Origin of the sequence: Micromonospora sp. MH33, from assembly GCF_003013775.1 — a bacterium.
GTDB lineage: Bacteria > Actinomycetota > Actinomycetes > Mycobacteriales > Micromonosporaceae > Micromonospora > Micromonospora fulviviridis.
In genome coordinates this window covers 1-14,477 of record NZ_MUYZ01000167.1, presented here as the reverse complement: position 1 = coordinate 14,477, position 14,477 = coordinate 1, and the positions used below count along the sequence as shown (strand labels likewise).

The 14,477-nt window shown below is 73.6% G+C and carries 9 protein-coding genes and 1 pseudogene; 9 read left to right on the top strand and 1 reads right to left on the bottom strand.

What is annotated here, in order from left to right; genetic code table 11:
• Positions 1-2,148, top strand: a pseudogene (locus B0E53_RS37785) (hypothetical protein); the annotation flags it as partial.
• A 40-nt stretch (positions 2,149-2,188) separates the two neighbouring features.
• Here B0E53_RS37785 and B0E53_RS22820 read toward each other — a convergent pair.
• Positions 2,189-4,885, bottom strand: coding sequence for a sugar-binding protein (locus B0E53_RS22820; protein WP_107077932.1), 2,697 nt, complete (start codon positions 4,883-4,885; stop codon positions 2,189-2,191).
• Between the two features lie 419 nt (positions 4,886-5,304).
• On the opposite strand from B0E53_RS22820, the gene B0E53_RS22815 reads away from it, so the two are divergent.
• The 8 genes from B0E53_RS22815 to B0E53_RS22780 form a co-directional block, all read left to right on the top strand.
• Positions 5,305-6,468: an ROK family protein gene (locus B0E53_RS22815; protein WP_107077931.1), complete on the top strand. Its 1,164-nt coding sequence runs from the start codon at positions 5,305-5,307 to the stop codon at positions 6,466-6,468.
• 50 nt (positions 6,469-6,518) lie between these two features.
• Positions 6,519-7,562: an extracellular solute-binding protein gene (locus B0E53_RS22810; protein WP_107077930.1), complete on the top strand. Its 1,044-nt coding sequence runs from the start codon at positions 6,519-6,521 to the stop codon at positions 7,560-7,562.
• A gap of 119 nt (positions 7,563-7,681) precedes the next feature.
• Positions 7,682-8,755, top strand: a complete 1,074-nt coding sequence (locus B0E53_RS22805; protein ID WP_107077929.1) for an ABC transporter ATP-binding protein — start codon at positions 7,682-7,684, stop codon at positions 8,753-8,755.
• The gene (locus B0E53_RS22800) at positions 8,752-10,536 is read left to right on the top strand and encodes an iron ABC transporter permease (RefSeq protein WP_107077928.1); all 1,785 of its coding nucleotides are present in this window, start codon (positions 8,752-8,754) and stop codon (positions 10,534-10,536) included. The genes B0E53_RS22805 and B0E53_RS22800 overlap by 4 nt, the downstream gene beginning before the upstream one ends.
• Positions 10,524-11,354 carry a creatininase family protein gene (locus tag B0E53_RS22795; RefSeq protein ID WP_107077927.1) on the top strand — a complete coding sequence of 277 codons (831 nt, stop codon included), beginning with the start codon at positions 10,524-10,526 and terminating at the stop codon, positions 11,352-11,354. The genes B0E53_RS22800 and B0E53_RS22795 overlap by 13 nt, the downstream gene beginning before the upstream one ends.
• Positions 11,351-12,304, top strand: coding sequence for an amidohydrolase family protein (locus tag B0E53_RS22790; RefSeq protein ID WP_107077926.1), 954 nt, complete (start codon positions 11,351-11,353; stop codon positions 12,302-12,304). Before B0E53_RS22795 ends, B0E53_RS22790 begins: the two co-directional genes overlap by 4 nt.
• Before the next feature lie 56 nt (positions 12,305-12,360).
• Positions 12,361-13,818, top strand: a complete 1,458-nt coding sequence (locus tag B0E53_RS22785; RefSeq protein WP_107077925.1) for a lyase family protein — start codon at positions 12,361-12,363, stop codon at positions 13,816-13,818.
• A gap of 23 nt (positions 13,819-13,841) precedes the next feature.
• Positions 13,842-14,477, top strand: a 636-nt coding sequence (locus tag B0E53_RS22780; RefSeq protein ID WP_246835548.1) for an ROK family protein, incomplete at its 3' end; no start/stop codon positions are given.

Below are 14,477 nucleotides of genomic sequence, written 5' to 3'. Positions count from 1 at the left end.
CCGGCCGCCGCGATCGCCCGCTGGACGGCGTACGCGTCGCTGGCCGTGCTGCTCCCCGGCACGCTGGTGTTCCGCGCGCTGCGCCGCCGGCCGCACACCCTGGTCGAGGACCTGGCCATGGGAGCGGCGGTCGGCCTGGTGCTGGAGCTGGTCGCCTGGGCCGCCTTCACCGCCGCCGGGCTGCCCGGCCGGCTGTGGCTCTGGCCGCTCGCCGTGGTGGCGCCGTTCGCCGTGGCGCCCCGGCTGCGCCGGCACTGGCGGGTCCGCCACCCCACCGTCGTCCCGGCGGGGTGGGCCTGGTCGCTGGCGGGGGTGGTGGTCGGCTTCACCCTCTACCTGTACGGGTCGTTCCTCGCCGTCAACCCGGTGCTCCCCACCGACGAGGGGCAGGCACAGTACATCGACCTGGCCTTCCAGCTCTCCATCGCCGGGGCGGCCACCCACCAGGTGCCGCCCGAGGTGCCGCAGGTCGCCGGGGAGCCGCTGCACTACCACTGGTTCGGTTTCGCCCACCTGGCCGCCACCAGCCTGGTCAGCGGCGTCGACCTGCCCACGGTGCTGTTCCGGCTCGCCGTGCCGGCGCTCTGCGCGCTCGCCGCCGTGCTGGTCGCCGTGGTGGGCTGGCGGATCACCGGCCGGCCGTACGCCGGGGTGGTGGCCGCCGCGCTGCTGTTCACCGTGGGCGAGTTCGGCTTCGAGAACGGCTGGCGTCAGCTCTTCGGCAGCCAGGCCACCTTCATCGTCTGGGGCAGCCCGTCGATGACGTACAGCTGGGTGCTGCTGTTGCCGCTGATCGCCGCGCTCGGCGAGATCGTCGGCCGGGCCCGCGGGGTGACCGTGCCCGCGCTGGGCCGCGGCGCCTGGCCGCTGGCGGTTCTCTTCCTGGCCGCGTCGACCGGCGCGAAGGCGAGCACGCTGCCGGTGGTGCTGGCCGCGCTCGGGCTCACCGCCGCGGCCACCCTGCTGGTCCGCCGCCGGCTGCCCCGGGGCGTGCTGATCGCGGCCGGGCTGGCGTTGGCCGCGCAGTTCTTCGCCACCGCGGTGCTGTTCGCCTTCGAGAGCCACGGGGTGGTCCTGGACCCGTTCTCCGGGCTGCGCCCGTACATCCCGACCGACCGGCCGGCCGGGGTGACCGGGCTCTTCTGGGCGCTGGTCGTACTGGCGTTCCTGCTCAACCTTCAGCTCCGGGTGGCCGGCGCTCTGGCCCTGCTCCGGCTGCGCCGGTGGCGGCCCGAGCCGGTGCAGGTGTTCCTGCTCGGCGGCGCGCTCGCCGGGCCGGCGATCTACCTGCTCGTCGGGCATCCCGGCAGCAGCAACCAGTACTTCACCCGGACCGGGTTCGCCTTCGGCGTCCTCCTCTCCGCCTGGGGTTGGGCCGAGGTGGCCGACCGGGCCGCCCTCTCCGCCCGCGGCCGGTGGCTGCTCGGCACGGGCACCGCCGGGTTCGCCGTGCTGCTCACCGCGGTGCAGCTCGACTCCGCGATCAGCACGCCCGCCGTTCCCGCGTACGCCCCGGTGCTGCCGCTGCTCCGGTGGGCCGCCGTGCTGGCCGTTCCGGCGCTGCTGGCGGCCCTGTGCTGGCCGGCCCTCGTGGGGCGCTGGCCCGGGCTCGCCGGCCGGGGCGGACTCGTGCTGCTCACCGCTGTGCTGACCGCCGGTACGCCGGGGCTGGTGCTGGACGCGGCGGCGACCCGCGTCTACCCGAACGGCGGGGCGTACCCGGTGGTGGCGATGCCCGGCTCCCGGGTCGAGGCGGCCCGCTGGGTGCGGACGCACAGCGCCCCCGACGACGTGCTCGCCACCAATGTGCACTGCCGGGAGGTGGTGGACGGCTGGTGCGACGCCCGCTCGTTCTGGCTCAGCGGCTACGCCGAGCGCTCGGTGCTGGTCGAGGGGTGGGCGTTCGCGCCCCGGATGGTCGGCCGGCCGGACGGCCCGTACGCGCCGTTCTGGGACGCCGGCCGGCAGCGCGCCAACGACAGCGCCTTCACCGCCCCGACGGCCGCCGGCCTGGCCGCGCTCCGCGACCGGTACGGGGTGCGCTGGCTGGTGGTGGACCGCCTGGTCGGGGCGGAGTCGCCGACCCTGCGGACCCTGGCCGACCTGCGCTACGAGAACGGTCGGACGGCCGTCTACCGCCTGCGGTGACGGAAGGGCCCCTTGTCGACAAGGGGCCCTTCCGTCGGTGTCAGGACAGGGGGAGCCGGTGGGCCAGCGCCGCGCCGTCCGCCTCGTAGGCAGCCAGCAGCGACGTCGGGGTACCGGCGGTCACCGGCACCACAACGGTCACCGGCGAGCCGGCGGTCAGGGACACCGTGCGGTCGCCCGTGGGCCGGTCACCGTCCCAGCCGTACAGGTACGCGGTGCCGGCCCGGTCCGCCCGGAGGGTGACCGAGACGCCGCCGGTGACCGTACGAGCGCCGGTGAGCCGCAGCGCCTCTGCCGGCAGCCGCGGCACGGCCGCCGGAGCGACCCCGTCCGTCGCCGACTGGGCGATGGTCTGCGGGCTGTGCACGCTGCGCGCGGCGGTGTCCGGGAAGACCGGGGCGCTCGGCTGGCGGGCCGCCGGCGCGTACCCGGGCAGGGTGACCAGGCCGTACCGGTACGGGTCGGCCCGTACGCCGGTGAAGGTGGACCAGCCCAGCCGGGACTGGGAGGTGAGGTCCTGGGTGTCCGAGTCGTAGACCAGCACGTTGAAGCCCATCCGGGCCGGGTCGACCGCGTCGGGCAGCACCGCGAACGGAATGCTCGCCTCGATGGTGTAGCCGGTGTACGGCGCGCTGACCTTGCTGACCACGGTCATCCCCGGCGCGGTCGTCGCGCCGGGCCCCTGGCGGTTGTCGGCATCCCGCTGCCAGCAGGGCGGGTCGCCGTTGGCCGGGTCGTCGGTGACCGGGAAGATGCCCGCCTTGAACACGGTGGAGGTGTCCGCCGAGTTCCCCTTCGGGTCGACGATGATCTCCACGCTGTCGGTGCGGCGCTGCCGCTTGCAGTCCTGCGGCACCACCTTCTTGCCGAGCACGTCGTCGGTGACCTGCACGTAGACCTTCAGGGCGTCGTCCGTCCAGGCGATCCGCCCGGTCGCCGACGCGTCCTGCGGTGTGGTGGCCTCGCCCTCCCAGATCCGGGAGAGGTCCAGCTCCGGGCCGGGGTACTCGCCCGGGGCGGCCACCCCGTCCACCTCGTGGCCGGTACCGGCGTGCGGCACCTCGCTGGTGGGGACGAGCTCCAGGGCGCCGGTCTCGACGGTGCTGCCGGCGGCGCTGGTGGTGGTGATGGTGATCCCGTAGTCGCCGTCCGTGCCGCCGGAGTTGGCGGTGGGCAGGGTGGCGTCGGTGTTGGTGACGGTGAAGCTCACCGCGCCGGTCGCGCCGGGGGCCAGGTCGGGGTAGCTCTTCGTGGCGGGATCGGCGGCGAACCCCTTCGGCAGGCCGAGGGTGACCTCGCCGTGCTGCGCGGTCTCGCCGTGGTTGCGCAGGTCCACCCGGACGGTACGGCTCTGCCCGGAGCCGAGGCTGAGCACCGGCTTGATCAGAGTGTCCAGCTGCGGGTAGCCGCTCGCGCCGGCCCAGTCCCGGAAGGTACCCACCTCGGGCAGCGGCTCCAGGGTGCCCCGCACATCGGCGACCACCCGGACCGCCCGGTCGGTACGCCCGGCGCCCTGCCCGGTGGTCAGGGTCGCGCCGACCAGCCGCTGCTGGTTGGTGTCGGCGTCGGCCGGAACGGTGACGGTGAAGGTGGCGGTCCGCTCCCCGCCCGCCGGCACCGCGCCGCGCAGGGCGCCGGAGCCGGTGGCGGTCCAGCCCGACGGCAGCCGCAACGCGAGCCGCGGCGAGGTCAGGGCCCGGTCCCGGGGGGCCCGGACGTGCGCGGTCACCTCGACGGTCTCGCCGGGGGCGAGGTCGAACCGGTCGGTGGTCAGGTACAGCTCGGTGCCCCGGGGCAGCCCGCCGGCCGTGGCCGGCAGCACCGAACCGCGCAGGATCGCCTCCGGGGAGGTGTCCGCCGGGTCGTACGGGACCCGGCTGTCGACCAGGGTGTAGAAGTCGCAGCGGATCTTCGCCGGGTCGGTGGGGGCGGCGGCGGTGCCGGCCCAGCCCTGGGTGACGTATTCGCGGCGGGCGTCCACCTCGATCTCCGCCCAGGTCTTCCCGGTGCTGCTCGGGGTGCCCTCCCAGACGCCGAAGACCTGGTCGGTCGGCACCGTCGGGACGAAGCTCGTCGCGCACGCGGGGCCGGCCGTCGAGGTGCCGGTGCCACCCGTACGCAGGAACTTCGCCGGCCGGAAGGGTTGCAGGCCCTCCTTCGAGAGCTGCTCGGGGAAGGCGGTCGGGTCGGCGGCGGCGTGGAAGGCCTCGGCGGCGAACCGGGCGGCCTGCTGGTGGTTGCCGTGGTTGCCCGGGGTCGGCGACGGGTTCATCGTCATCACGATCTCCGGGCGGGTCTGCCGGATCACGCGCACGATCTGGGCGAGGGTGTCGTCGTGCCCCCAGATCCGCTCGGAGAGCGGCGCGGAGGCGGTGTACCAGAAGTCGACCCGGTCGAGGTTGTACAGGTTCTCCACCCCGGCCTTGCCGATCGCGGTGCGCTCCTCGCGCTCGCGGATGATGCCGAGTGGTGGGCCCTCCTCGAGGCCGACGGCGTTGCCGCCGCCCTCGCCCCGGGTGATGGTCACGACGCCGGCCTTCGTGCCGTACCGCTCCTTCCACTGGCCCAGGGTGGCGAGGCTGCCCGCCTCGTCGTCCGGGTGGGCGCTGACGAAGAGCACGTCGAGGTCGACGGTGTCGGCGGGGCGGCCGGGCGCGGGTGCGGCGAGCGCCGGCCCCGGCACCCCCGAGAGGGCCAGGGCCAGGGCGGTGGGTAGCAGGAACGCCTTGAGTCGCATGCGGATCCTTCCCGATGTGGCGAGGTCCGGGCAGCGGCCATCGACGTCGGACGCGGGCGGCGTCGACGTGGTGGTCGCGTTCGGACAGTGGGTGGTGAGCGACGGGACGGCGGGCACCGACGGGTGCCCGGGGTCGCCGGGTGCGCAGCGGCACGGGACTCCGTACACACTGGAAGGCCTTCGCCCGGTGACGCTAGGGACCGGCGAGGCGGCGCGTCAATGCCGTGCAAGATCTTTCTTAATTTGCGAAAGAAACTAAGTCGCCATCCATGAGCGCTCGCGATCTCGTCCCGGACGGGGGAGTGCTGTCCCATGGCGATCGGATTCGACGACATTTCGGCAGCTCATCACCGCCTCGTCAGGCGGTCGAGACGCTTTCGTTACTTGACTAGATAGTTCGTTCGCCGTAGGAAGGAAGTGTGACTGACGTGGTGACGCCACCGACGAGCCCGGTGAGCCGGGAGCGGTCGAAGGAGATCAAGCGGCTTTCCGTGATCTCTGCCGCCCGCCAGGTGCGGATGCTCTCCCGTGCCGAGCTGACCGAGCTCACCGGGTTGAGCCCGGCCACGCTCACCCCGCTGGTCCGCGACCTGATCGCCGAGGGCTATCTGATCGAACGCGGACCTGGCGCGTCCCGGGCCGGGCGGCCGCGGGCCATGCTGGAGTTCAATCCCCGCGCCGAACTGGTCGCCGCCGTCTCGCTGGAGCCGTCCCGGATCAGCTGCGAGATCGCCGACAGCGACGGCGCGGTGGTCGCCCACCGGACGGTGCGGCTCACCGGCGACATCGTCGACCTGATCTGCAAGGCGGTCCCCGAGCTGGCCGGCGACGGACTGCCGGCGCTGCGCGGGGTGGCCATCGCCGCGCCCGGTGTCTCCTCCGGTGGCGCGGTCCGGCTCGCCCCGTCGGTCGGCCTGATCGAGGGAGAGCCGATAGGGGAGTCGGTCCAACGGCGGCTCGGCGTGCCGGTGGTGGTGGACAACGACGTGAACCTGATGGCCGCCGGCGAGCTCGCCGCCGGTGCCGGCGCGGACGTCGCCGACCTCCTCCTGCTGCACGTGGCCGACGGCATCGGCGCGGGCCTGGTGCTGGACGGACAGGTCCGCCGAGGTGCCGGCGGGGCGGCCGGTGAGGTCGGCTTCCTGCCGCTCGATCCGGCCGACCGGGGGCACGACGGGATCGGCCCGTTCGAGGCCCGCTGGTCGGAGAGCGCCATCGCCGAGCGGGTGGTGGCCCTGGCCCCGGGCCGCCGTCCCGAGTCGCCCGTCCGAGCGCTGGTGGATCTGGCCGCCGCGGACGATCGGGCCGCCGCCTACCTGCACGAGGTCCTCGCGGCCTGGTCCCGGCTCATCGTCTCGTGCGCCTGCGTGGTCGACCCCGGCCGGGTTCTGCTCAGCGGGGCCGCCGCCGAGCTGGACGACGCCGCCGTGGACCGGCTCCAGGCCCTGGTCTCCGCCGCCGCGCCGAGCGCGACCGAGGTACGCCGGGCGGTCCTCGGCGACCGGGCGGTGCTGCACGGGGCGATCAGCTACGCGCTCTCCGCCGCCGCGGCGGGACTGTCCACCCTGTTGCCAGCCCCCTGACCTCTTCCCTCAGAACAACGCAGTTCCCCCACACCCCTCGGAGGTACCACATGAGACGTCGACTTCTTCTCGCGGGAGCGCTCGCCGCCGTCCTCGCCGCCGGCACGGCCTGCAGTGGCGGCTCGAACGACGCCGCCGCCGGCGGCACCGAGAAGCTGACGATCTACACGGCCCGCGACAAGAAGGTCGCCACCTTCGTCGTCGACAAGTTCACCGCCAAGTACCCCGAGTACAAGGGCAAGGTCGAGGTGCTCAACCTCGGCGCGCAGGAGATCCTGGAGCGGGTCCGGGCCGAGAAGGCCAACCCGCAGGCGGACGTCTGGTGGGGCGGCACCCAGCAGGGGCTGGCCGCCGGGGCCACCGAGGACCTGCTCGCCCCCTGGCAGCCGGCCTTCGCCGGCAAGATGGACGCCAAGTACAAGGACCCCGAGGGCCGCTGGTTCGGCGAGATCCTGCTGCCCGAGGTCATCATGTACAACAACAAGGCCCTCACCCCGGAGCAGGCCCCGAAGGACTGGGACGACCTGCTGAAGCCGGAGTGGAAGGACAAGATCATTATCCGCGACGTGGCGGCCTCCGGCACGATGCGGTCGATCTACGCCTCGATGATCCAGCGGCAGTCGCCGGACGGCAGCAACCCGCAGCCCGGCTACGACTGGCTGAAGAAGCTCGACGCCAACACCGGCGCGTACGCGGCCAACCCGACCGACCTCTACCTGAAGATGTCCCGCCAGCAGGGCGTCCTCAGCGCGTGGAACCTGCAGGACATCCTGCTCCAGGCCAACCAGTCCAACATGCCCTTCGGGTACGTGATGCCGGCCTCCGGCGCCCCGGTCCTGGTCGACGGCCTGGCCGCGGTCAAGGGTGGCAACACCACCGGCGCGCAGAAGTTCATCGAGTTCCTGTTCGACGACTCGCTCCGCGCCGACCTGGCCAAGGACTACTACCAGATCCCGGCCGTGGACATCGCCCAGAAGCCGGAGTGGCTGAACCAGCTCAACCTCAAGCCACTGGACGTCAACTGGGACGTGATCGGCAAGAACGAGACCGAGTGGATCAACCACTGGAACAGCCAGATCAAGAACAAGGGCTGACCTCCGGGGTGCCGGGTGCCGGACGGCATCCGGCACCCGCCGCTCGTACGCACCGCCAGACCGGGTCTGGCCCCACCCACCACCGGTCGGACCCGGTACCGGACGCAAGGAGAGACATCATGATCGATGTCACGCTGGAGTCGGTGAGCAAGCGCTTCGCGCGCGCCGGCGACACCGCGGCCGTCGACGACGTCGACATCAGGATCGCCGCCGGAGAGTTCTTCACCCTGCTCGGCCCGAGCGGTTGCGGCAAGACCACCACCTTGCGCATGGTCGCCGGCTTCTACTTCCCCACCTCGGGCCGGATCCGCTTCGGCGAGGAGGACGTCACCCACCGGCCGCCGAACAAGCGCGACACCGGCATGGTGTTCCAGAACTACGCGCTCTTCCCGCACATGACCGTGGCGCAGAACGTCGCGTACGGCCTGAAGATCCGCAAGGTCGGCCGGGCCGAGTCGAAGCGGCGGGTCGACGAGGCGCTGGGCCAGGTGCACCTGGCCGGCTACGGCGAGCGCCGTATCGACCAGCTCTCCGGCGGCCAGCAGCAGCGTGTCGCGCTGGCCCGGGCCCTGGTCATCCGCCCCCGCACCCTGCTGCTCGACGAGCCGCTGTCGAACCTCGACGCCAAGCTGCGCGAGGAGACCCGGGTCGAGATCCGCCGCATCCAGAAGGAGAGCGGCACCACCGCCATCTACGTCACGCACGACCAGGCCGAGGCGATGGCGATGTCCGACCGGATCGCCGTGATGGAGTCCGGCCGGGTCCAGCAGATCGGCGCGCCCCAGGAGATCTACCACCGGCCGGCGAACGCGTTCGTGGCCCGGTTCATCGGCCGGAGCAACGTGCTCACCCTGCCGGTGGCCGCCGCCGGCCCGGAGACGGTCACCGTCGCGCTTCCCGGCGGCGAGCAGGTGACCGTGGCCGCGCCTGCCGACCACGGGCTGCGCGAGAACGGAACGGCGCTGGTCTCCGTCCGGCCCGAACACATCGGGCTCACCTCGGCCACCGAGGCCGGCGCCCTCACCGGCCGGGTGACCGAGCTGGAGTTCACCGGCATGTCCACCAACCTTCTGGTCGACGTGGCCGGCGAGCCGGTGCAGGTCACCGCCATCGACGTACCCGCCGGGCTGGTCGCGGGCGACCAGGTCGGGCTGCGCCTGCCGCGGGAGCGGATGTGGGTGGTGCGGCCATGAGCACCATTCCGGCCACGCCCGGCGCGGCCACCGTCCCGCCGGTCACCGAGGACCCGACGCCACCCCGGGCCCGCCGGTCCGCCCGGCTCGCCGGCGGCGCCAACTCCCGCTGGTTCCCGTACCTGCTGGTCTTCCCGCTGGCCCTGATCCTCTTCGGGTACGTGGTGCAGCCGATGTTCGCCACCTTCGCGGAGAGCGTCGGGGCGGACGGCCTGGCGAACTACCGCGTCTTCCTCACCGGCGACGGGGTGGCCCGCTCCTCGCTGGTCACCTCGCTGGTGATCTCCGCGGCCAGCGTGGTGCTCTGCGGCATCGTCGGGGTGGCGATGGCGTTCCTGCTCAAGCGCTTCTCGTTTCCGGGTCGCCGGCTGATCGAGGCCATCATCCTGGTGCCGGCGGCGCTGCCGCCGCTGATCGGGGCCATCTCGTTCCAGCTGCTCTACAGCGAGACCGGCATCCTGCCACGCGGCCTCCAGCACCTGTTCGGCACGGACAACCCGGTGCTGCCGTTCAGCGGTATCGCGGGGGTGCTGGTGGTGCACACCTTCACCATGTACCCGTTCTTCTACCTGGCGACCTCGGCCGCGCTGGTCGGCATGGACCCGTCGGTGGAGGAGGCCGCGTACAACCTGGGTGCCGGCCGGGTCCGGGTCTGGCGCACCGTGCTGCTGCCGATGCTCACCCCGGCGCTGGTCTCCGCCTCGCTGCTGGTCTTCATGACGTCGCTGGCGTCGTACACCGCCCCGCTGCTGTTCGGGGTGGACCAGACGATGACCATGCAGATCTACATCAACCGCACCAACGGCGACCTGCCGATGGCCTCGACGTACGCCGCCGTGCTCGGCGTGGTGTCGGTGCTCTTCCTGCTCGGCATGCGCTGGTACGAGGGACGGCGCAGCTACCGGTCCCAGTCCAAGGGCGTCGCCTCGCACCGCCGGGAGATCACCAACCCGCTCGGTCGCTGGCTGGCCCTGCTCGCCTCGGTGCTCGCCACCGTGGTGCTGCTCGCCCCGGTGGGCACGATCGCACTGGTGGCGTTCTCGCAGGACGGCTCGTGGACGACCGAGGTGATCCCCTCGGCGTACACCACACAGAACTTCATCACGATCTTCTCCGACCCGGAGGCGTACCGGCCGATCGTCAACTCGCTGCAGATGAGCCTGATCGCCACCGTCGGCTGCGTCGTGGTCGGCGTGCTCATCGCGTACGCGGTGCGGCGGCTGGACTTCCGCGGCCGCGGCCTGCTCGACGTGGCGGTCATGCTGGCCTGGGCGCTGCCCGGCACGGTGGTGGCGATCAACCTGATCTCGGCGTTCAGCACCGGCAACGCGTTCAGCTTCGGGCAGGTCCTGATCGGCACCTTCTGGATCATGCCGCTGGCGTACTTCGTGCGGTTCCTGCCGCTGGTGTTCCGCTCCAGCTCGGCGACGCTGGCCCAGCTCGACCCGTCGCTCGAGGAGGCCGCCCGCAACCTCGGCGCGCCCTGGTGGCGGGCGTTCGGCACGGTCACCCTGCGGCTGATGCTGCCCGGCGTGCTCGCCGGCGCGCTGCTCGCCTTCGTGCACGGCGTCGGCGAGTTCGTCGCCTCGGTGCTCATCTACACCTCGGAGACCGCACCGATCTCCGTCGAGATCAACAACCGGATGTACTCCTTCGAGGTGGGCACCGCCGCCGCGTACGGCATGCTCCAGATCGTGCTGATCTTCGTGGTGATGGTGGTCTCCGGGCGGCTGGAGAGCGGCCGGAAAGCCAGTCGGGAGGCGGCGCGGTGGACGGCGTGACGGACCGCTGGCCGGCGGGCGGCGGGCTGCTCCCCGCCGCCCGGATCCCCGGCGGGGAGCTCGCCGCGGTCGCCGCGGCGGCGGACTTCGCGGTGCTCCCGGTGGGCGCGGTCGAGTGGCACGGCCCGCATCTGCCGCTCGGCACCGACCTGATCCTCGCCGAGGGCTTCGCCGGGGAGAGTGCCGCGGCCGGCCCCGGGCCGCGCGGCGTCCTCTTCCCCGCCGTCGCGTACGCGGCCTGCCCGGGGCAGACCCGGCCCTGGCCGGGGACGGTGGCGATCCGGCCGGAGATCGCGGTCGGCTACCTCGCCGACGTGATCGAGGGCATCGTCACCGCGGGCTTCCCCCGGCTGCTGGTCGTCAACGGCCACGACGCCAACATGTCCACGGTGCGCGCCGCGATGGAATGGGTCTCCGGCCGGCGCACCGCCAGCCTGCTGCTGGTCAACTGGTTCCAGCTGGTCACCCCGGCGGAGACGGCGGAGCTCTACGGCGCGCCGCCGGCCCGCGGGCACGGGGGGGCGTACGAGACCTCCGGGGTGCTCGGCTTCGACCCCGGGGCGGTACGCCTCGACGCCGCCACCGACCTGCCGCCGAAGCCCAAGCTGCCGGTGGCCCATCCGTACGTGCTGGTCGAGTCCCGCCCGGATCCCTGGCAGGGCTGGTCGGGGCACGTCTCGCTGGCCAGCGAGGAGGCCGGCCGGACGGTGCGGGCGCTCGCCGCCGAGCGGCTACGGGAGACAGTTGCCGCCTGGCTGGCCGCCCCACTGCCGTCCCCGCCCACCGCCGACCCGCTGCCGACCGGGGGAGAGTCATGACCGTCGACCGAGGACTGGACGTCGTCGACTTCCACCTGCACTTCCGGATCGGCGCCGACGAGACGATCCACGCCTGCGAGCAGGCCGCCGGCATGCATCCGGGCGGCGAGCACGAACGGGCGGTACGGGCCGCCGGTTCGGCCCCGTACGCCCGGCAGTGGCGCCGGGCGTGGGGCTTCCCCGACCCGGAGCCGCCCGCCGAGCGCTGGCAGGACGAGGCCGACCGCTGGGCCGACGAGCTGCGCGCGACGGGCGTCCAGAGGGCCGTCTTCGTCACCGGCGGCGGCAACGACACCCTGGCCGACGTGGTCGACCGCCACCCGGACCTGTTGCTCGGCTTCGCCCACCACGACCCGTACGGCCCGGACGCCGCAGGCGAGCTGGACCGCGCGGTGACCGAACGCGGCCTGCGCGGGCTGAAGCTGTTCGCCCCGCTGCTGCGCGGGCCGCTGGACCACGAGGACCTGGACCCGCTCTGGGGCGCGGCCCAGCGCCTCGGCGTGCCCGTCCTGATCCACATCGGGCACTACGGCAGCGCCGGTGGCCTCAGCACCGGCCGGTACGGCGGCCCGGACGAGCTGGCCCGGATGGCCCGCCGCTTCCCGGAGCTGGCCGTGGTGGTGCCGCACTTCGGCGTGCAGCACGTGCAGGAACTCTTCTTCGCCGCCTGGGGCTGCCCCAACATCCACGTCGACACGTCCGGATCGAACCAGTGGGTGCGCTGGATGCCGTACAAGCTGACGCTGGAGGACCTCTTCCGCCGCTGCTACGAGACGATCGGCCCGCACCGGATCGTCTTCGGCAGCGACTCGTCCTGGTTCCCGCGCGGCTACGTCACCCGCTACCTCGACGACCAGCTCCGGGTCTGCCGCGAGCTGGGGATGCCCGACGACCACCTGCGTGCGATCTTCGCCGGCAACGCCGAACGACTGCTCGGCCTGACCGACTGACCGGCCGAACCCGCAGGGCCGCCCGACCGGGCGCCCGCGGACTGGAAGGAACTCCGATGAGCACACCCGCGCTGACCACCTACCAGCGGCACCACCTGGCGCCCACGTACGACCACCATGTCGGTCACCTCTACCCGGCGATGGTGCGGGCCAGCCAGGCGCACGTCGTGATGCTGACCGAGCAGGGGCTGATCCCCGCCGAGCGGGGCGCCCGCCTGCTGCGCGGGCTGGCCGAGCTGCGCGCCGACAGCACCGCGGCGCCGGCGTACGACGGCACCTTCGAGGACACCTACTACCTGCTGGAGAAGCGGCTCGCCGCGGCGTGCGGCATCCCCACGTCCGACCTGGACGTGCAGATGGCCCGCAGCCGCAACGACCTGGACGCCGGGGTGTTCCGGATGCTGCTGCGCGACCAGCTCCTCGGTGTGCTGGACCGGGTGCTCACCACCGGGCGGACCGCGCTGGACAGCGCCGACCGGTACGCGGACGTGGTGATCACCGGCTACACCCACCGCCGGCCGGCCCAGCCCACCACCATCGGGCACGCCCTCGCCGGGTACGCCGAGGCGCTCGCCGGCGAGGCGACCGCCTACGCCGACCTGATCGACCAGCTCAACGTCTCGCCGTTGGGCTCCTGCGCGTTCGCCGGCACCGACCTGGAGATCTCCCCGGCCCGGGTGGCGGAGCTGCTCGGCTTCGCCGGCCTGGTGACCAACTCCTACGAGGCCGTCGCCGGAGCCGACCACCTGGTTCGCGTCGGCACCCTCAACGCGCAGGCGCTGGCCACCGGGGCGCGGCTGGCCCGCACCCTGATGGACTGGCTGAGCTGGAACTGGGTCACCACTCCGGGCGACTTCACCCAGGGCAGCAGCATCATGCCCCAGAAGCGCAATCCGGTCGTGCTGGAGCACCTGGTGTCCTACGCCGGTCAGGCCGCCGCCGACGCGGCCTCCGTGCTCAACAACGTGGGCGCCGCCTGGTGGGAGGACTCCAACAACGCCACCACCGACGTGCAGGTCCGGCTCTGGGAGAGCAACGACCGGGCGGAGCGGTTCTTCGCCCTGGTCGGCGGCTTCCTCGCGGAGATCGCGCCGCTGTCCCCGCCGACCCGGGAGGAGATCGTGGCCTCCGGTGCGACCACCACGGCGGCGGCCGACGCGCTGACCCGGCACGGCGTGCCGTTCCGCGCCGCCCACTCGGTGGTCGGGCGGCTGGTCCGGGCCGGCGCGCCGGACACCTGGACCGCCGAGGGCGTCCGGGCCGCCGCCGACGGGCTCACCGGCCCGCTCGACGACGCCGCGGTCGACGACCTCATCGCCGCCGCGGTCCGTCCGGACCTGGTGCTGAACCGGGCCCAGGCGGACGGTCCCGGCGCTGCCGCGGTCCGCGCCCAGGTGGACAGGCTGCGCGGCGCCTTCGCCGGTACCGCCGACCGGCTGGCCGCGGTACGCGACCGCCTCGGCCGTGCCGACGCGGCGCTCGACGCCGTCGCCGCCGAGCTGGTGGCCCGGTGACCGTGCGGCTCCCGGCGCCTCCCGTGTCCGGCACCCGCGTCGACGGGCTGCTGCTCGGCATCGACTTCGGCGGTACCAAGATGGCCATCGGGGTGGCCGACGCGGACGGGCGGCTCCTCGCCCACCGGCGGGTCCCCACGCACGCCGACCGGGGCGCGCCGCAGGCCCTGGAACGGGCGCTGGGCCTCGCCGGGGAGCTGCTGGCCGGGGTCGGCGGGCCGCTGGTCGCCGCCGGCGTGGCGTCGCCCGGTGTGATCCGTCCGGACGGCATCGACCTGGCTCCCAACGTGCCCGGCTGGGAGCGGCTACGGCTGGCCGACGCGGTCCGGGACGCGCTCGACGTTCCCCGCGTGGCAGTGGACAACGACCTGAACGCGGCCGCCCTGGCCGAGCTGCGGCTGGGCGCGTTGCGCGACGCCGACCCCGGCCTCGTCGTGGGCATCGGCACCGGCGTGGCGGCGGCCGTGACGATCGGGGGCGCGGTCGTGGCCGGACACCGCGGTGCGGCCGGCGAGATCGGGTACGCCGTGGCCGGCGGCCCCTGGCCGGGCACCATGCTGGAGCTGGACTTCTCCGGCCGGGCCCTGGACGGGCTCGCCGAGGAGCTCGGGTTGCCGGACGGTGCGGCCGGGCTCGCCGCCGCGGCGGAGCGCCCCGGG

Excerpts from the sequence above, each read along its gene's own strand:
- B0E53_RS22805 (WP_107077929.1), top strand. The coding sequence starts at position 7,682 with ATGATCGATGTCACGCTGGAGTCGGTGAGCAAGCGCTTCGCGCGCGCC.
- B0E53_RS22800 (WP_107077928.1), top strand. The coding sequence starts at position 8,752 with ATGAGCACCATTCCGGCCACGCCCGGCGCGGCCACCGTCCCGCCGGTC.
- B0E53_RS22810 (WP_107077930.1), top strand. The coding sequence starts at position 6,519 with ATGAGACGTCGACTTCTTCTCGCGGGAGCGCTCGCCGCCGTCCTCGCC.
- B0E53_RS22820 (WP_107077932.1), bottom strand. The coding sequence starts at position 4,885 with ATGCGACTCAAGGCGTTCCTGCTACCCACCGCCCTGGCCCTGGCCCTC.
- B0E53_RS22790 (WP_107077926.1), top strand. The coding sequence starts at position 11,351 with ATGACCGTCGACCGAGGACTGGACGTCGTCGACTTCCACCTGCACTTC.
- B0E53_RS22785 (WP_107077925.1), top strand. The coding sequence starts at position 12,361 with ATGAGCACACCCGCGCTGACCACCTACCAGCGGCACCACCTGGCGCCC.